This is a genomic window from Arthrobacter sp. JDC6, assembly GCF_056484025.1.
In genome coordinates this window covers 787,193-805,069 of record NZ_CM151278.1, presented here as the reverse complement: position 1 = coordinate 805,069, position 17,877 = coordinate 787,193, and the positions used below count along the sequence as shown (strand labels likewise).

General features: G+C 66.4%; 13 protein-coding genes. 5 read left to right on the top strand and 8 right to left on the bottom strand.

From position 1 onward, the window contains the following. Positions 1-173: 173 nt before the first annotated feature. Complete coding sequence (locus tag ACV095_RS03680) at positions 174-2,225, top strand: beta-galactosidase (RefSeq protein WP_478222924.1); 2,052 nt, start codon at positions 174-176, stop codon at positions 2,223-2,225. A 123-nt stretch (positions 2,226-2,348) separates the two neighbouring features. Here the strand turns inward: ACV095_RS03680 and ACV095_RS03675 are convergent, their stop codons facing one another. The 3 genes from ACV095_RS03675 to ACV095_RS03665 form a co-directional block, all read right to left on the bottom strand. Then, positions 2,349-3,707: an ABC transporter substrate-binding protein gene (locus ACV095_RS03675; protein ID WP_026265709.1), complete on the bottom strand. Its 1,359-nt coding sequence runs from the start codon at positions 3,705-3,707 to the stop codon at positions 2,349-2,351. 254 nt (positions 3,708-3,961) lie between these two features. After that, on the bottom strand, positions 3,962-4,906 hold the full coding sequence (locus ACV095_RS03670) for a carbohydrate ABC transporter permease (RefSeq protein WP_018768928.1): 945 nt from the start codon (positions 4,904-4,906) through the stop codon (positions 3,962-3,964). Beyond that, positions 4,896-5,840 carry a carbohydrate ABC transporter permease gene (locus tag ACV095_RS03665; protein WP_018761806.1) on the bottom strand — a complete coding sequence of 315 codons (945 nt, stop codon included), beginning with the start codon at positions 5,838-5,840 and terminating at the stop codon, positions 4,896-4,898. Before ACV095_RS03665 ends, ACV095_RS03670 begins: the two co-directional genes overlap by 11 nt. A gap of 370 nt (positions 5,841-6,210) precedes the next feature. On the opposite strand from ACV095_RS03665, the gene ACV095_RS03660 reads away from it, so the two are divergent. From ACV095_RS03660 to ACV095_RS03645, 4 genes are read left to right on the top strand one after another with little or no spacing between them, the layout of a single operon-like run. Beyond that, a complete protein-coding gene (locus ACV095_RS03660; RefSeq protein ID WP_018768929.1) occupies positions 6,211-7,479 on the top strand; it encodes an ABC transporter substrate-binding protein in 1,269 nt (422 codons plus the stop codon). A 54-nt stretch (positions 7,480-7,533) separates the two neighbouring features. After that, positions 7,534-8,655, top strand: coding sequence for an acetylxylan esterase (locus ACV095_RS03655; RefSeq protein ID WP_134164128.1), 1,122 nt, complete (start codon positions 7,534-7,536; stop codon positions 8,653-8,655). 30 nt (positions 8,656-8,685) lie between these two features. Continuing rightward, entirely contained in the window at positions 8,686-10,731 is a 2,046-nt protein-coding gene (locus tag ACV095_RS03650; RefSeq protein ID WP_018768931.1) for a DUF6807 family protein, read from the top strand. Next, positions 10,728-11,840 carry a M24 family metallopeptidase gene (locus ACV095_RS03645; RefSeq protein WP_026265710.1) on the top strand — a complete coding sequence of 371 codons (1,113 nt, stop codon included), beginning with the start codon at positions 10,728-10,730 and terminating at the stop codon, positions 11,838-11,840. The genes ACV095_RS03650 and ACV095_RS03645 overlap by 4 nt, the downstream gene beginning before the upstream one ends. A gap of 78 nt (positions 11,841-11,918) precedes the next feature. On the opposite strand, the gene ACV095_RS03640 is transcribed toward ACV095_RS03645, so the two are convergent. The 5 genes from ACV095_RS03640 to ACV095_RS03620 are packed head-to-tail and all read right to left on the bottom strand — an operon-like array spanning position 11,919 to position 17,801. Further along, positions 11,919-13,370 (bottom strand): aldehyde dehydrogenase (NADP(+)), encoded by a 1,452-nt coding sequence (locus ACV095_RS03640; RefSeq protein ID WP_018768933.1) that lies wholly within the window; start codon positions 13,368-13,370, stop codon positions 11,919-11,921. 28 nt (positions 13,371-13,398) lie between these two features. After that, positions 13,399-14,508 (bottom strand): mandelate racemase/muconate lactonizing enzyme family protein, encoded by a 1,110-nt coding sequence (locus ACV095_RS03635; RefSeq protein WP_018768934.1) that lies wholly within the window; start codon positions 14,506-14,508, stop codon positions 13,399-13,401. Then, complete coding sequence (locus tag ACV095_RS03630; RefSeq protein WP_056392616.1) at positions 14,508-15,413, bottom strand: 5-dehydro-4-deoxyglucarate dehydratase; 906 nt, start codon at positions 15,411-15,413, stop codon at positions 14,508-14,510. Before ACV095_RS03630 ends, ACV095_RS03635 begins: the two co-directional genes overlap by 1 nt. Then, positions 15,410-16,375 carry an NAD-dependent epimerase/dehydratase family protein gene (locus tag ACV095_RS03625; protein WP_478222923.1) on the bottom strand — a complete coding sequence of 322 codons (966 nt, stop codon included), beginning with the start codon at positions 16,373-16,375 and terminating at the stop codon, positions 15,410-15,412. The genes ACV095_RS03630 and ACV095_RS03625 overlap by 4 nt, the downstream gene beginning before the upstream one ends. A 10-nt stretch (positions 16,376-16,385) precedes the next feature. Further along, positions 16,386-17,801, bottom strand: a complete 1,416-nt coding sequence (locus ACV095_RS03620) for a Gfo/Idh/MocA family protein (protein WP_056392612.1) — start codon at positions 17,799-17,801, stop codon at positions 16,386-16,388. Between the last annotated feature and the right edge of the window lie 76 nt (positions 17,802-17,877).

Below are 17,877 nucleotides of genomic sequence, written 5' to 3'. Positions count from 1 at the left end.
CTGGCCCGGCTCGGTCTACAACGTAAGTAGTGAGCTGGCTAACATGGCGTCTGAAACGATACAATAGCTGCATTCGGAGCAATGGGCAAGCGTTTTCCAAGCCCACAGGCAAGCGTTTTCCAAGAAAGCGTTTCCTCACTGTAAGGCAGCACCTCAGTCGACAAAGGAGTCCCATGACACAGCAGGAAAGCACCCGCCCGTCCAAAGTTTGGAGCAACGTCGGGGGCATCGCATTCGGGGGCGACTACAACCCCGAGCAATGGCCCGCGGGTGTCCGGCTGGAGGATCTGGAACTCATGCAGGAAGCGGGCGTGAATTTCCTCAGCATCGGCATCTTCTCCTGGGCCCTGCTGGAACCCGCGGAAGGGCACTACGAGTTCGGCTGGCTGGACGAAGTCATGGACAACCTCGCCGGGGTCGGCGTAAAAGTGGCCCTGGCCACCGCCACCGCCGCGCCTCCCGCCTGGCTGGTCCGCAAACACCCGGAAATCCTGCCGGTAACGGCTGACGGGACCGTGCTGGGACCAGGCTCACGGCGGCACTACACGCCGTCGTCGGCCGTGTACCGCCGCTACGCCGCCGGGATCACGCGCGCACTCGCCGAACGGTACAAGAACCACCCCGCGCTGGCGCTGTGGCACGTTGACAACGAACTGGGCTGCCACGTCTCGGAGTTCTACGGGGAAGAGGACGCAGCCGCCTTCCGCGCCTGGCTCGAACGCCGGTACGGGAGCATCGATGCCTTGAACGCCTCCTGGGGCACGGCATTCTGGTCCCAGAACTACGGCTCCTTCGACGAAATCCTGCCGCCCGCCGTCGCCCCGTCCACCCTGAACCCGGGCCAGCAACTGGACTTTCAGCGGTTCAACTCGTGGGCGCTGATGGACTACTACCGGGAGCTGGTGGCCGTCCTTCGCGAGGTGACCCCGGACATCCCCTGCACCACCAACCTGATGGCCTCAAGTGCCACCAAATCCATGGACTACTTCAGCTGGGCCAAAGACCTGGACGTCATCGCCAACGACCACTACCTTGTGGCCGCGGACCCGGAACGCCACCTGGAACTCGCGTTCAGCGCGGACCTCACCCGTGGTATCTCGGGGGGCGACCCGTGGATCCTGATGGAGCATTCGACGTCGGCCGTTAACTGGCAGCCGCGCAACCAGCCCAAGATGCCCGGCGAGATGCTGCGCAATTCACTGTCGCACGTGGCACGCGGGGCCGACGCCGTGATGTTCTTCCAATGGCGGCAGAGCTATGTGGGCTCCGAGAAATTCCATTCAGCGATGGTCCCGCACGGCGGACGGGACACGCGGGTGTGGCGTGAGGTGGTGGAGCTCGGCGCGGCACTGAAACGCCTCGAACCCGTGCGCGGTTCGCGGGTCCAGTCGCGTACCGCCATTGTGTTCGACTACGAGGCCTGGTGGGCCACTGAGATCGACTCCAAGCCGAGCATCGACGTGAAGTACCTGGACCTGCTGCGGGCGTTCCACCGGTCGTTGGTCCTGCGCGGAGTCTCCGTGGACCTGGTGCATCCGTCAACGTCACTGCAAGGCTACGACCTGGTGCTGGTGTGCACGCTGTACGCCGTGTCCGATGAGTCCGCTGACAATGTCGCCGCTGCGGCCGACTCCGGCGCAACGGTGCTGGTCAGCTACTTCAGCGGGATCGTGGACATGCAGGACCATGTGCGGCTGGGCGGCTATCCGGGCGCCTTCCGTGAGCTCCTGGGCGTAAGCGTGGAGGAGTTCCATCCGCTGCTGGCCGGGGCGCAGCTGAAGCTGGGCGACGGCACTGTGTCATCCGTCTGGAGCGAACACCTGCACCTTGCCGGCGCCGAGGCCATCCAGACCTTCACCGAATACCCACTGGAGGGCATCCCTTCCCTCACCCGCCGGCCCGTGGGTTCCGGGGCTGCCTGGTACTTGGCCACGTTCCCCGATGCCGACGGGATTGAGGCCCTGGTTGACAAACTGCTGGCCGAATCAGGCGTATCCGCCGTTGCCACTGCCGATCCCGGGGTGGAAGTGGTGCGACGCCGGTCCGCCGACGGGCGCAGCTTCCTCTTCGCGATCAACCACACGCGGGCGGATGCCGCCGTCACAGCCGCCGGTGTGGACCTGCTGACCGGTGAGCAGTTTCCGGGTACAGTTCCTGCCGGCGGCGTCGCAGTGGTGGCTGAAAGCCAGGCGCAGCAAGCCGGCAGCCGTACAACTGCGCTTTAAACAACTCCGCCCCGGAAAGGAACCATCGGTTCCCGCCGGGGCGGAGCTGCCACCCGCCGTCGGACATCTGGGTGGGGAGGCACCCACCCATGTTGTCCGGAGCCGTGTTGGCGGTGTGGAGTCCTACTTGCTGATGGCCGACTTCATCTCGTCGGTGGCCTTCTTGCCGGCATCATCCGGGGACAAGCGCTCGAAGAGGACCTCAGAGGTGTAACGCTTGATGATCTCCTGGATGGCACCGGCTCCCTTCGGCGGCGGCGCCGGCGCCTCGCCGAGCTCGTCTTTGATCTGGTCGATGAACTTGACCACCTTGACATCGGCCGGGGTGAGTTTCGGCTGGATCGCGGCCCGCACGTCGGAGTTGGGGTAGACACCCCGGTCAGCGAGGAGGGCCTCGCCGGCTTTGACATTGTTGGTCAGGAAGTTGATGAACTTGGCCGTTTCCTGCGGGTGCTTGGTGCGCGAGGAAGCTGACCAGAACTGCGACGCTTTGTACCAGAGGCCTGCATCAGCGGCAGAGCCGGTCTTGGTGGGGAACCGCAGGATCTTCAGGTCCCCGCCGCTTGCCTTTTCCAGGGCCGGCGCCTGGTTGGACCACCAGAAGGCCATTCCGTTCTTGCCTGTTGCCAATCCGCTCTGGTCAAGCGGGGCAGCCTCGGCTTCCACTACCTCGGACGCGGATGGGACTGCTTTCTTCTGGCTCAGCTGCTTCAGGAATGCCCACCACTCGGCGATATCGCTCGGCTCGAAGCCCAGCTTTCCATCGGAGGTATACAGGGATTTGCCGTTCTGCCGAAGCCAGACACCCAGGGACGCCTCGTCAGTTCCATAGGCTGCAGCGCCGTAGGTCCCCTTGGGCGACTTGGCGGTGATCTCAGCGGCAATGCGGCCAAAGTCGTCCCAGGTCCACTTGCTATCGTCCGGGAGCGGAACCCCGGCAGCCTGGAAGACGGCAGGATTGGCCAGGATGGTGGCCGCGTTAATGCCGGCGGCAATCCCCGTCAGCCCCTTCTCGCCCTTGCCTGCGTTGAGTGCTGCCTCGTCCAGCTTGGACGTGTCGATGTCGTACTTGGACAGGTCAAGAAGGGCGCCGCGGCTGGAGTACTCCGTGATGTACTTCTCGTCCATCTGAATGATGTCCGGGGCATCGTTGGCTGCCACCTGCGTGGCCAACTTGTCCCAGTAGCCGCTCCAGTCCCCAAACTCCGGCTTGATCTTGATCTTGGGATTTTCGGCTTCGAATTGCTTGATGGCTTCCTGCGTCAGTTGGGCGCGTTTGTCGCCGCCCCACCAGGAGAAGCGAAGCTCAACGGTTCCGTCAGCGTTCTGGGGAGTGGCTCCCCCGCCGCAGGCGCTGAGGGCAAGGACGGCGGCGACGGCAGCGGCGACCGCACCTGCTGTACGGGTTCGGCGCAATGGGCGTGAAGGTGGTACCCCTGCCGGCTGCTTGGCAGCGGATGCAGGACGGGGAAATAGCGGCACTGTTTGACTCCGATCTTCTTTGATCCAGGTGCGGTGATGTTGGGGCTGGCCGGTGGCATAGCCGTCGAGGTTTCGAAGGCCGGCCACAGTCCGCGAAAGCGCTTTCTGTACCTAATGCTACAAGTTCATTACTTGTATTACAAGATGCGGACGAACTGCGCCCGTCCTGTGACGCACGAACGGCCCGTCGCTGGCGACGGGCCGTTCGAACAGATAGTGCAGGGTGGTAGCGCGGCGACGGGCGAGGCCTGCCGTTATTTGATTCCGGTGGTGGCGATGCCCTTGATGAGGAACCGCTGGCCGAAGAGGAAGACCAGGAAAACCGGCAGCAGGGACACGATGGACATGGCAAACAGGGAGCCCCAGCTCGTGGCCGACTGCGAATCCACGAAGGCCCGCAGGGCCACCGGAACCGTGAACATGTCCGGGTCCGTGAGGTAGATCAGGGCGCCGAAGAAGTCGTTCCAGGTCCAGATGAAGGTGAAAATGGTGGTGGTGGCCAGGGCCGGCACCATCAGCGGCAGAATCACGCGAAGGAAGATGCGCGGGTGGCCGGCTCCATCGATTCTGGCGGCCTCGTCAAGCTCCTTGGGGATGCCGCGGATGAACTGCACCATGAGGAAGACGAAGAACGCATCCGTGGCGAGCAGTTTGGGGACGATCAACGGCCAGAAGGTGTTCACCCAGCCGATCTGCGAAAACAGGATGTACTGCGGAACGATCACCACGTGGAACGGGAGCATGATGGTCAGCAGCATGATGCCGAAGAACAGCTTCTTGGCGGTGAACTGCAGGCGGGCGAACGCGTAGGCAGCCATCGAGCATGAGACCAGGTTGCCCAGGATCGATCCAATCACCACGATCGCGGAGTTGATCATGTAGTGGCCGAACGGATGGGTCAGGGCCGACCATCCGGACGTGTAGTTGCTCATTTCCAGGCTGTTCAGCCACAGGCCCGGTTCACGGAAGATCATCTCGTTCGGGCGCAGCGAGGACACCACCATCCACAGCAGCGGGTAGATCATCAGCGTGCCGGCGAGGATCAGAATGCCGTGCTTCATCAGCGATTTGCTGCGCTGGGCACGGCTGAAGGCCAGGGTTCCCCGGGACTCGCGGACCCTGGGCTTGCGGTTCGTAGGCTTGCCGGCGCCCCCGGACTTCTTCTCCGGGGTGGGCAGCGTCTCAAGCTTAGTCGTCATAGAAAACCCAATACTTAGAAGCGATGAAGTTGATGGCAGTGAAAACGCCGATGATAAGCAGCAGCACCCACGCCATGGCTGAGGCGTAGCCCATGTCGAACTGGCCGAAGCCCTTTTGGTAGAGGTACAGGGTGAAGAACATCGTCGAGTCGGAAGGTCCGCCGTTGCCGCCGGAGACGATGAACGCCTGGGTGAAGGACTGGAACGAACCGATGATCTGCAGCACCAGGTTGAAGAAGATAATCGGGCTCAGCATCGGCATGGTGATCCGCCAGAACTGCTGCAGCGTGGTGGCACCATCCACCCTGGCCGCCTCATAGTACATATTTGGGATCTGTCGCAGCCCCGCGAGGAAGATGATCATGGGAGCGCCAAAGGTCCAGACGTGCAGCAGGATGATGGATCCCAGGGCGGTGCTGGGATCCGAGATCCAGCCGGGACCCTGGATCCCGAACATGGCCAGCACCTGGTTGACCAAGCCCGTGGTACCGAAAATCTGCTTCCACAGGATGGCGACGGCCACCGAACCGCCCAGCAACGACGGAAGGTAGAACACCGAGCGGTAGAACGGAAGGCCGCGGAGCCCCTTATCCAGGACGAGCGCGATCAGCAGTGCAACAGCCAGCTGCAGTGGAACACCCACCAGGACGTACGTGAACGTAACCCGCAACGAGTTGTGCAGCCGGGCATCGCTGAGCATCCTGGTGAAGTTGTCCAGCCCCGTCCATTCAGGCGGCTGCAGCAGGTTGTAGTCCGTAAAGGACAGGTAGAGGGACATCAACATGGGGCCGATGGTGATGGCCACCAGGCCCACCAGCCACGGGAGCAGGAAGATGTAGGCGGCCTTGTTGTCCCGCCTGTTGGCCTTCTTCTCCTCAGCGGTGGCTTTGCCCTTCCGCCGGCTCAGCGAAGACAGTTCGCTGATGGCGCTCACGGTTGCTGCTCCGTCACGGACAGCAGGCACGCTGCCGCCGGCAACTGGGCCGGACGGCGCGTCCTGGGAATATGTTTTGCGGCCATGTGGTCTCCTTCGGTCATCGTGGCCTCCACGTTTCGGTCATCGCCAGGCGATGGGGGATCGGGACTCCCTTTGCGGGCCCGCTGCATGCCCGCCAGGGCTGGAGCGGTTCCGCCCGCCGGGAGCGTCGTTTTAGAAAGCGGCTCCGTACCAAAGTAAACGGTTTCTTGACTCCTGTACAGCCCTTTGTTAGTTTTGAGAAAACGTTTTCTGTTACATGTGGCAGGGGGACGTGACTACCAAATATGAGGGGACAACAATGAGGTTTGGTCTCAGGAAATCGGTAATGGGAATCACCGGCGCCGCCGCCGCACTGGCTATGGTTCTTACCGGCTGCGGCAACAGCCCGCAGGCCGGGAAAGTAGGGACTGCGGAGGATCCCGTCACGATCCGGTTCGCATGGTGGGGCAACGACTCCAGGGCAAAGACCACCATGGAGGTCATCAAAGCCTTCGAAGCCGCCAACCCCACCATCAAGGTCCAGGGCGAGAACACCGAATTCAGTTCCTACTGGGACAAGATGGCCACCCAGATCGCCGGCGGAACCACCCCGGACGTGATCGCCATGAGCGGCGCCTACCCCAGCGAATACTCCAGCCGCGGCGTCCTCCTGGACCTCGACAAGGTCAAGGACCAGATCGACACCTCGAAGTTCGCCGACGGGACCGTTGACTTGGGCAAGATCAACGGAAAGCAGTACACCATTACGGCGGGCGTCAACTCCATGTCCATGGTCCTGGACCCCAAGGTCTTCGAGGCCGCCGGGGTGCCGCTGCCGGACGACGAAACCTGGACCTGGGACGACTACGCGCGGATCGCCGCGGAAATCACCAAAAAGTCGCCCGCCGGCACCTTCGGCACGACCCCCATGGCCAACGACTCCTTCCTTGCCGTCTGGGCGCGCCAGAATGGCCAGGAGCTCTACACGGACGACGGCAAGAAAATGGGCATCAGCGAGGACACGCTCGCCAAGTGGTTTGAGCTCAACAAGAAGCTGATGGAAACCGGAGGCGCCCCCTCCGCGTCCCAGACCGTTGAGGACGGTTCCGCGCAGCCGGAACTGACGCTGATGGGACAGGGGAAACAAGGCATGAAGATTTCCTGGAGCAACCAGATGACGTCCTACTCGGGTGCACCCCTGGTCATGGCCAAGCTGCCGGGTGAGAGCAAACAGCCTGGCGCCTGGCTGCGGTCCTCGATGGAATACGCCATCTCGTCCAAGTCCGCGCAGCCCAAGGAAGCGGCCCTTTTCATCAACTACCTGGTCAACAACATGGATGCAGCGTCCAAGATCAAGAGCGACCGGGGCATGCCTGCCAACACCGAGCTGAAGGCGGGCATCACTCCCCTGCTCAAGGAAACACAGCAGAAGGAGGCAGCGTACCTGGACCGCATCGCCGCCCTGAAGGTCGAGGCCCCCAAGCCGTTCCCGGCAGGATCATCCGCAACCCTGGAAGTTTTGAACCGTTACAACACGGATGTACTCTTCGGGAAGATCTCCCCAAGGGACGCAGCCAAGGGCATGATCTCCGAGGTTAATCAGAACCTCGCGTGAACCGGACCGACCGCGCTGTAATAGCAGAATCACCGCCGAAAGGAGGCAGGCTGGATGACCCCGACAGCACGCCCCAGTGCCATTGCCGGCTATGAAGACTGGCCTGCCTACGTCCGGAACCATCCACGGCATCAGGCCTCGGCCCCTCCTGCGCAGGAGTTCTCGGACGCCTTGGGTGTTCCCGGCGCATGCGCACCTTCCGGACTAACCGTGCACTGGGAGGAAACGCACGACGGCGCCACCACCTCCCAGCTCAGCTGGCAGTTGGGCTTCGGCCCACGGACCACGGGCTGGCTGGTCCGGCCGGCCGGAAGCTCCGGGCCCCTGCCGGGGGTCCTGGCGCTGCACTGCCACGGCGGCAACAAGTTCGGCGGCGCCGACCGGCTGGTGGAACTGCCGGACAACCATCCGTCGGCGGCGGCAGCCCGCGCCGGCCACTACGACGGCCACGCCCTGGCCACCGACACCGCTCGCCGCGGCTTCGCTGTGCTGGCCCATGACTCTTTCGCCTGGGGCAGCCGCAAATTCGACCTTTCTGCTCCCCCCTGGCGCACTTCCGCCGCACTGGACGCGCGGCGGGCACAATGGCGGGAGGACGGCGTCGTACCTTCCGACGCGGACGATTACAACGCTGCTGCGGGCTTTCACGAGGACACGGTGGCCAAGGCCGCAGGGCTGCTCGGCAGCAGCCTGGCAGGCATGGTGGCACACGACGACCTCGCCGCGCTGGACATCCTGGCGTCCCTGCCGGACGTCGACCAGGACAGGCTGGGCTGCATCGGATTCTCCGGCGGCGGCGGCCGTTCCCTGGCCCTGGCAGTCCTTAGTCCGCGTATCCGGGCCGCCGTGGTGTCCTGCATGATGACCACCTTCGAGTCCCTGCTCCCGGCCTACCTGGACGCCCATTCGTGGCTGCTGCAGACTCCCGGGCTGTGGAAGCTGGGCGACTGGCCCGAACTCACCGCCCGCGCAGGAGCCGCCCGGTTCCTGGTGCAGTACGCCCTGGCCGACGATCTCTTTCCGGAAGACGGAATGCGCCAGGCGCACCGGATACTGGAATCCCTGTACGGGGGCACCGACAGGTACACGGGCAGCTTTTGGCCCGGCGGGCACGTCTTCACCGCGCCCATGCAGGACGAAGCCCTTGAGTTCCTGGCCAAGACGCTGGCCTTCTGACCCTCTTCCACAACCTCCCCAAGGACCCACGTGACCACACAGCATTCGGCGGAATCCACACACCGGCAGCCCCCGTCCACAGACCTCCCCAGGGTGGCCCTGGTGGGCGTGCACGGCTTCGGCGAGCGGCACCTTGCCAACCTGGCCCGCCTTGAACAGGCAGGCGCCCTTGAACTGGTGGCCGTCGCCGATCCCAACCCGCCGCAGCCCGGCAGCCTGGCCGGTTCGGTGGCTGTGTACCCGGACATGGACGGGCTGCTGGCCGCCCAGCCGGGCGTCGACGTCGTCATCATTGCCACCCCCATCCAGACCCATGCTCCCCTGGCCCTCGCCGCCCTGTCAGCGGGCAAGGACGTGTATGTGGAAAAGCCGCCGGTAGCATCCCTCGCCCAGTTCCAGGACGTGCTGGCAGCCGCCGGGAAAGCGGGCCGCCTGGTCCAGGTAGGCTTCCAGAGCCTGGGATCGCACGCCCTGCCCGCCATCAGGGACCTGGTGGCCGCCGGGGACATCGGCACCGTCCTGGGCATCAGCGCCACCGGCCAGTGGCTCCGGACCACGGCATACTTCAAGCGCTCGCGCTGGGCCGGGAAGCGCAGCCTCGACGGCGTGGACGTGGTGGACGGCGTGGCCACCAATGCCCTGGCACACGCAGTGGCCACCGCCCTGCATCTGGCCGGGGCACCCACCCTGGCGGACATTGCCTCCGTGGAAACGGACCTGTACCGGGCCAACCAGACCGAAAGCGACGACACCTCCGTGCTGCGCGTCCGCACTTCCCAGGGAACCACGCTGCTGTGCGCCCTCACGCTCTGCGCCCCGGAACAGCTGGACCCCACCGTGACCGTGCACGGAACCCTGGGTGAAATCACCCTTTCCTACACCAGCGATGAGGTGGTCATCACCACGCCCGACGGCGAGCGCCGGGAGACCTACGCGCGGACGGACCTGCTGGAGAACCTGCTCGAGGCCCGGGCCACGGGGGCTCCCCTGCTCTGCGCCCTTGAGGACACCGGCGCGTTCACTGCCGTCCTGGAGGCCATCCGCACCTCTCCGGCACCGGCCCCGATCGACGCCCGGTACGTCTCCTGGGAGGGCGGGGGCGACGACGCCCACCCCGTGGTCCCGGGCATCACCGACCTGATGGCCCGCGCCGTCAAGGCGCAGGCAACGTTCGCCGAACTCGGCGTCCCCTGGGCCCGCACCCTGCCGCCCGCCCGCACCCTGACCCTGGACGGGCACCCGGTGGCGGACTACCAGGACGGCAGCCACATCCGTGCAGTGTCCTCCCCCCGCCCCTACCTGCACCCGGTCCGGACACTGGCCGGAACCGTGGTGACGGACCACCAGCCGCTGGACCACGTGTGGCACCTGGGGGTTGGGGTGGCGCTGCAGGACGTGGACGGGGTGAATTTCTGGGGCGGCCGCACCTATACCCGGGAAGCCGGGCAGTACGTCTGGCGTCCTGACCATGGCAGCATCGTCCGCACCGCCACCACGGCGGTGCAGGCCGACGCCGGCGAAGGGCGTGCGGGCAAGCTCCAGGAAACCCTGGACTGGAACGGGCCCGACGGTGCCCCCATCCTGGTGGAGGAGCGCTCCTGGGCGTGGTCCGGCGTCGCGCCCTCCATCTGGCGGCTGTCCCTCGACTTCGCGCTGTCCCCCGCCGGTGACAAGCCGGTCAGCCTGGGCAGCCCGGGATCGAACGGACGCTTCGAGGGCGGTTACGGTGGCTTCTTCTGGCGCCTGCCCCCTTGCGGTGACGCCGCGGTCTGGACGCCCGCCGGTTCCGGCGAGGCGGAGACCCACGGAAGCGTCACGCCCTGGCTCGCCTGGTCAGGAAAGTTCGACGGCGGGCCCGCCACCCTGGTGTTCGTCGCACCGGAAGGGTCCACGGATCCCTGGTTTGTCCGGGTGGACGGCTACCCCGGAGTGGGCCAGTCCCTGGCATGGGACGCCCCCGTGATGGCCCGGCCGGGCAGTCCCGTGCGGCGGCGCGTCACCGTCTTTGTGGCCGACGGAATCCTGTCCACAACCGACATCGAAGATTTGACCAACCAGCAGGGGGAGCCGTCATGAGCCAAACAACAACATCAGCCGTTTCCGGGCGGGAGGCGCGGGTGGCTCCCGGGTCCAGGACGGACCGGGCCATCAAGCGCCAGCGTGTCCTGGACATTCTCGACGCCGCCGGGCATGACTCCGTGCTTCTCACCACGAACACCGCCCTGACGTGGTACCTGGACGGCAGCCGCGTCCACATCAGCCTGGCCGGCGATCCCATCGCCGCCCTGCTGGTGGACCGGGACGGCGACCACCTGGTCACGTTCAACAACGAAGCCGGCAGGATCGCGGCCGAGGAGCTTCCCGGCGGCGTCAACCTGCACACCGTGCCCTGGTACGGGAACCTGCACCAGGCCGCGGCCGCCGTCGGAAACGGCTCCCGGCCGCTGGCGGAAGCGGACGTCTCTTCGCAGCTGCGGGCCGCCCGCCAGCGGCTCCTTCCCGCTGAAAGCGCCCGCTATTCCACCCTCAGCGCGGAACTGGCCGCCATGATGACCGATGTCCTGTCTGCCGCCCGCCCCGACACCACGGAATTCGAGCTGGTTTCGGCCCTGGCGGGCCGGGTGGTGGCCGCCGGCGCGGAGCCGCTGGTCCTGCTGTGCAACGGCAGCTCCCGCACCACCTTCCGGCACCCGTTGGCCACGCACTCCCCCCTCGGCAGGCGTGCCATGGCCGTCGTGTGCGCCCGCCGCGACGGCCTGGTTGCCAACATCACCCGCTGGATCAGGTTCGACGCCGGCACCCAGGAAGAGCGCGACGCCGAGGCGCGCATCGCGGCAGTGGAAGCGGATGTTTTTGACGCCACCGTCCCGGGAGTCGGGCTGGACAGGATTTTCGCCGAGATCCAGGCATCCTACGTGCGGCACGGTTTCGGGGCGGACCAGTGGGAGCAGCACCACCAGGGTGGTCCGGCCGGCTACGCGGGCCGTGACCCGCGGGTGACATCCGAAGCCACCGACACTGTGGTGCTGGACCAGGCCTTCACTTGGAACCCTTCCGGCCCCGGCGTCAAGATCGAAGACACGGTACAGCTCACGGAATCCGGACTTCGAGTGCTCACCGTGGACCCGCGCTGGCCTGTGGCCACCGTGAATGGGCTGGACCGGCCGGTGACGCTGCAGCTGTAAGGCGCTTCTGCAGGCATCACGTAAGCCCCGGGACCTTGCGGTCCCGGGGCTTAGTTGATGGTCCTGCCGGCCCTTGGCTTACGGAAGCTGCAGTTCACCGTCCACGCGGCGCGGGATGCCCAGGGGGTTGTCCTCACGCAGTGCCGGGTGCAGCACTGCCTCCGGGGCGTCCTGGTAGGCCACCGGCCGCTGGAACCTGCGGACCGCCGTCGCGCCCACCGAGGTGAACAGTGACGTGGTGGCCGGGTACGGGCCACCGTGCTGCTGGGCCCAGTTGACGGCCACGCCCGTGGGCCAGCCTTCGAACAGGACGCGTCCTGCAAGTCCGGACAGCTGCTCCACCAGGCCTGCGATGTCCTCACCGGGCTGGGCGTGCAGGGTGCCGGTCAGGCTCCCCGGGACCTTGGCCAGGACGGCGGACAGTTCGTCCTGGCCCGTGTATTCGATGAGGATGGTGGTGGGGCCAAAGCACTCCTCCAGCAGCTGCTCCGGGCGTTCCAGCACCTTGGCGGCGGTGGTGGAGAAGACCACCGGAGCGGCGCCGTTGGCGGCCGCGTCCTGGTCCACGGTGCCGCTGACCACCTCCACGCCGTCGACTGACGCGAAGGCGCGCAACCCGTCCGGGTAGGCTTCCGCGATCCGGCTGGTGAGCATGCCCAGGGCTGGCTTGTCCTTGCTGGCCTCCGCCACGGCCCCGGCAAACTGCGTCCCCGCGGGGATGAACACCAGGCCCGGCTTGGTGCAGAACTGGCCCGCCCCAAGGGTGAAGGAGCCCGCCAGTCCGGCGGCGAGTTCCGCGGAGCGTGCCTCCAGTGCCGCCGCGGTGATGACCACGGGGTTCAGGCTCCCCAGTTCCCCGTAGAACGGGATGGGGTCGGGGCGGGAGGTGGCAAGGTCGAACAGGGCCCGGCCGCCGGGGATGGACCCGGTGAAGCCCACGGCCTTGATGGCGGGGTCCTGGACCAGGGCTGTTCCCACTTCACGGCCGTGGACCAGGGCGAACAGGCCGTCCGGTGCACCCGCGCCGCGAAGCGCCTCCGCCACGATCTCCGCCGTGCGTTCGGACAGCCGCAGGTGGCCTGAGTGTGCCTTGACGATGACCGGGCACCCGACGGCGAGGGCCGAGGCGGTGTCACCGCCTGCCACGGAGAAGGCAAACGGGAAATTGGAGGCGGAAAAGACGGCAACAGGGCCGATGGGCTTGAGGATCCTGCGGAGGTCAGGCCTGGGCGGGGTGGCAGCGGGATCCGCGTGGTCGATGATGGCTTCAAGATAGGAACCCTCAGTGATCACCCGGGCGAACAGGCGCAGCTGGCCGGTGGTGCGGGCCACCTCCCCCGTCAGCCGCGGGGCACCCAGGCTGGTCTCGGCGTCCGCGATGTCCACCAGTTCAGCAGCATTGGCGTCCAGGGCGTCAGCCACCGCGTTCAGCCAGCCGGCGCGCTCTGCGTCAGGGGCTGCGGCCGAGATCCTGGCTGCTGCTGTGGCCGCAGCGGTGAGCTCTGTCAGGGAAAGCGTTGCAGTTGTCACGTCAGGTACCTGTTCGTCGTATGGAAGTTCATGGCTGCGGGGTTTCCCGGAAGCGGAAGCCCAGTCCGGGCCGGTCCGCCAGGGCCACCCTGCTGTTGGCGAACCGCACCGGCGACGGGCCGGCCAGGATCCCCAACTGTTCGAAGGATGCCTCCTCGACGTCCTCCACCATGGTGGGCTCCGCCAGGGTCAGGGCCAGCTGCCCGGACAGTTCGGGCAGCAGGTGCGGCATGATCTTGATGCTGTTGGTCCGTGCCAGCTCAACGATCCGCCGGAACGGGGTAATGCCGCCCACCCGGATGATGTTGGGCTGGATGATGTCCACCGCCTCCGCCTCTATGAAATCGCGGAACCGGTAGATGGTGTGCAGGTTTTCGCCAAGGGCGATGGGCACGGGCGAGTGCTTCCGGAGCCTGCGGTAGGCCCAGAGATCGTCCGCGCGGATGGGTTCCTCCAGCCATTCCAGCCCGAATTCGGCCAGCACATCGAGGGCCCGGAAGGTGGTGGGCAGGTCCCACCGCTGGTTTGCGTCGATCATGAGCCTGCGGTCCGGGCCCAGGACGGAGCGGACGGCGGCAACGCGTTCGCGGTCCTCGCGGAGGTCCGGTTTGCCCACCTTGATCTTCACTGCCTGGTGGCCGGCGGCAACCCAGCGTTCAGCCTGCGCCACCAGCTCGTCCAGGGTGTAGTGCAGGTTCACGCCGGAGCCGTAAACCTCGGCTGATTCCTGCCGCTGGCCCAGCAGGCCGGTGACCGACGTCCCGGCACGGCGGGCCTGCAGGTCCCACAGCGCCAGGTCCACACCAGCCATGGCGATGGTGGTGAGCCCTCCGCCGCCGGCCTCGTGCAGCCGCTTCCAGAGCACGTCCCACACCCCCTCGGGGGTGGCGGGCAGACCGGCGATGAAAGGGGCGATGTCGTGATCAAGCAGCGCCTTGACTGCCTGGGGACCGATGGTGGGCGTCCAGGAGAAACCAAAGCCCGTGCCGCCGTCGTCCGTGTGAACCTCCGTGGCGATCACGTGGTTCTCCGGCGCCTCTGCGCCCCAGCTGCGGCGCAGCGGAACGGTGAGGAGCCGCGTCGACAGGCCGGTGATGCGCGGAACGGTACGGACGGCTTCGGCCGCCGGTGCGCCCATCAGTGCCCGGCCAGCTCGTAACCCTTGGCCAGGATGGCCTTGAGCTCCACGAGCTGTTCCTCCGTGGGGTCCACCAGCGGCGGGCGGACGGAACCCACCGGCATTCCGCCCAGCCGGAGGCCCGCCTTGATCAGGGAAACGCCGAAGCCGGGGGTCTGGTCCCGCAGGCGTACCAGGGGTGCGTAGAAACCCTCAAGGAGGGCGTTGCGCCGTTCCTCGTCTCCGGCAGCGTAGGCGTCATAGTAGGCCTTGGCGATCTCCGGGGCCATGGCGAAAGCCGCCGAGGAGTACAGCGGGATGCCCAGACCGCGGTACGCGCCCTGCGTCAGTTCGGCGGTGAGCAGGCCGTTGAAGAAGGCGAAGTCCTTGCGGCCCGTTGCCTTGACCGCGGACACGATTTCCTGGGCGAGGCCCACGTCGCCAAGACCATCCTTGAAACCGATGACCTTGGGGTTGGCGGCGAGCTTGGCCATTGACGCCGCGGTGAATTTGGCGTTGCCGCGGTGGTACACGATGACCGGCAGGCTGCTGGCGTTGGCCACGGCCTCGATGTAGGCCACCAGCCCGTCCGCGGGGCCGGTGACCAGGTACGGCGGAAGCACCAGCAGCGCGTCGGCGCCTGCTTCCTCGGCAGCCCGGGCGGCTGCGAGGGCGTGGCCCAGGGGTCCGCCCGCACCGGCCACCACAGGGACTCGCCCGGCAACGACCTCGACGGCGGCCGCCACCACGGTGCGGACCTCCCCGATGCTGAGGGCGTGGAATTCGCCGGTGCCGCAGGCGGGGAAGACGCCGCCCGGGCCGAAAGGCAGCCGGGAGCTGATGTGTTCCTTGAGCAGTTCCACGTCAACGGCACCTTCGGCCGTGAACGGGGTGACGGGGAAGAACAGTACGCCGTCGAATTTCATGATGTCTCCTTGCCTCCGGCGCTGGCGGTAACCAGCGTGGAAGCCTCGTCGTTGAGGGTTGGGTGGGACTTGAGTTCTGTGCGCCAGCTGCGCTTGGGCTGCCAGCCGAGCAGTTCCCGGGCCTTGGCAATGGTGAACGCCGGGTTGGTTCCGGTGAGGCCGGCGCTGAGCGCTTCGCTTCCCGGCAGGAATTTTGGCATCAGCTCCGCCAGGGGCGCGGTGGCCAGTGCGTCGGCTGCCCCTACGAAGAAGGTTTCCCCGTTCGGAATGTCTGCCATTTTCTGCAGCAGCAGGTCCAGGAAATCAGCCACATCCCGGGCGTCCACGTAGTTGAACAGCGCCGGAGCGGAGAGGGCTGGGTCGGCCAGGCGTTCGGCGAGCGTGTGCCCCTGCTGGGTGGGGGCACCGTCCCATTCCTCCGGCGAGATGACAAAGCAGGGGCGAAACGCCGCGTACCGGATCTTCTCTCCCTGCGCCGTGGCGAACATCTGCATGGTCTGCTCGGCGATGAGCTTGGACAGCGCGTAGGCGTTCCAGGGCTTGGGCGGCGTGCGCTCGTCCAACGGGAACGACGGCGGCAGCCACCCTGCCGGGCATCCGTAGCCCAGGACCGTGGGGCTGCTGGCGGTGATGATTTTGCCAACGCCCAGTTCCGTTGCGGCGCTGATGACCGCGAAGGCGAGCCGGGTGTTGGTGGCGAAAATGACGTCCTCGGGTGCGCTGAACGGTACCGCGATCGCCGCAAGGTGGATGACGGCGTCGGGCCTTGCAGCCCGAAGGAGGCGCAGTGCCTCGCCCGGCGCCAGGAGGTCCGCGGTCTCCTGGACGACGCCGGCCGGCAGGAGCCCGGCGGGGACGGCGTCACGGTCCACCGAGACCACCTCATGGCCCGCCTGGGCCAGCCCCGCCACCACGCTGCGGCCAAGGCGGCCCGCGCCGCCGGTCACGAATATCCTGCTCATGGTTTTTCCTCTACTTGGCGCGGCGAAGGTCGACGCCGAGGTCCAGGTCCTCGACCCGGACGGGCAGGGACGATTCCAGGGAGCGGTTGCCTGCGATGCCCACGGACACTGAACGCAGGCCGTCCAGGTAACCGGAGGGACGGCCCAGGGGGTCCTCGCCCGGTCCGTTGAAGAGGTCCGACAGCAGCAGTTCGTCACCGCCGCCGTGCCCGCCTTCGCCGTTGACGATCGGCACCTCGTAGGCGGCCTCCCAGTGGCGCTGGACCACCAGCCGCTCGCCGTTGCGGCGCACGGCGTCCTCTTCCTCCACCGGTGTCGCGGAAGGGTCCACGACGGTTTTCTGGTCGGTGCTGTGCAGGACGGCGGCGCGTTCCACCACTTCAAGCTCCGCCCGGCCCTCGGTGCCGTTGACCGCCACCCGGTAGCCTTCCCAGGGGCTGTGCGCGTTCAGCGAGTAGCTCAGGCGCGGCCCACCCTGGTATTCCACCACCAGGGCCAGGTTGTCCTCAATGGTGATGCCGGCGGTGAAGACATCCTGGTCGCGGCGGTAGCCGTCGTAGTGTTCGTTGTCCAGGAACAGTGCCTTGAGCCGCTCGTCCTCGCGCAGGTCCAGCGCGAAGGGGTCCTTCGCGCCGGCGGGGGCATCGGCGTCGGGCGTTCCCCGTTCCGGGCGTGGGCCAAGGCCGCGCTCGGCAGCGTTCTTGTCGCCATAGAACTTCAGGCCACCGGAAGCGAAGACCCGCTCCGGGACGTCGTCGATCCACCAGTTGACCAAGTCAAAGTGGTGCGACGCCTTGTGGATGAGCAGCCCGCCGGAGTTCTTCTTCTCACGGTGCCAGCGGCGGAAGTAGTCCGCGCCGTGGACGGTGTCCAGGACCCAGCTGAAGTCGACGGACGTGACTTTGCCGATCACGCCGCTCTGGATGATTTCCTTGAGCGCGCTGTTGCGGGGCGAGTAGCGGTAGTTGAACGTGACCACCACGTTCCGGCCGGTTTCCTGGACGGCCTGGGTGATGCGGCGGCAGCCTTCGGCATCGATGGTCAGTGGCTTTTCGACCACGACATCCGCTCCGGCACGAAGACCCTCAACAATATAGTCCGCATGGGTGTAGTCCGGGGTGGTGACAATAATCCGGTCGATGCCGTTGGCCTGGATAAACGCTGTCAGGTCCGCGGGATCAAAGGACGCCACCGGTCCCGGCGCGCCCAGTTCCTGGATGAGCTTCTGGTAAAACTCCACGCGTCCGGGATTCACGTCGGAGAACGCCACCAGTTCGGCGGTATCGGCGTGCTTGCCGAAGATGGCCCGGATGTACATCTCGGAGCGGCCACCGGTGCCGATCAGGGCGATGCGGGTCTTCCCGCCGTCCTTGGCAGTGGCCTGGGCGGCAGCTGCGGCCGACGTCGTCTCGGCTGTGTTGACCATGGGGTCCCTTTCGAAAGCTCATTGAACGGCCGTGGGAACGGCGGCTGTGGATCAGCGGCGGCACTCTGCTGCACCG

Excerpts from the sequence above, each read along its gene's own strand:
- ACV095_RS03680 (WP_478222924.1), top strand. The coding sequence starts at position 174 with ATGACACAGCAGGAAAGCACCCGCCCGTCCAAAGTTTGGAGCAACGTC.
- ACV095_RS03670 (WP_018768928.1), bottom strand. The coding sequence starts at position 4,906 with ATGACGACTAAGCTTGAGACGCTGCCCACCCCGGAGAAGAAGTCCGGG.
- ACV095_RS03660 (WP_018768929.1), top strand. The coding sequence starts at position 6,211 with ATGGGAATCACCGGCGCCGCCGCCGCACTGGCTATGGTTCTTACCGGC.
- ACV095_RS03655 (WP_134164128.1), top strand. The coding sequence starts at position 7,534 with ATGACCCCGACAGCACGCCCCAGTGCCATTGCCGGCTATGAAGACTGG.
- ACV095_RS03645 (WP_026265710.1), top strand. The coding sequence starts at position 10,728 with ATGAGCCAAACAACAACATCAGCCGTTTCCGGGCGGGAGGCGCGGGTG.
- ACV095_RS03635 (WP_018768934.1), bottom strand. The coding sequence starts at position 14,508 with ATGGGCGCACCGGCGGCCGAAGCCGTCCGTACCGTTCCGCGCATCACC.
- ACV095_RS03630 (WP_056392616.1), bottom strand. The coding sequence starts at position 15,413 with ATGAAATTCGACGGCGTACTGTTCTTCCCCGTCACCCCGTTCACGGCC.
- ACV095_RS03625 (WP_478222923.1), bottom strand. The coding sequence starts at position 16,375 with ATGAGCAGGATATTCGTGACCGGCGGCGCGGGCCGCCTTGGCCGCAGC.
- ACV095_RS03620 (WP_056392612.1), bottom strand. The coding sequence starts at position 17,801 with ATGGTCAACACAGCCGAGACGACGTCGGCCGCAGCTGCCGCCCAGGCC.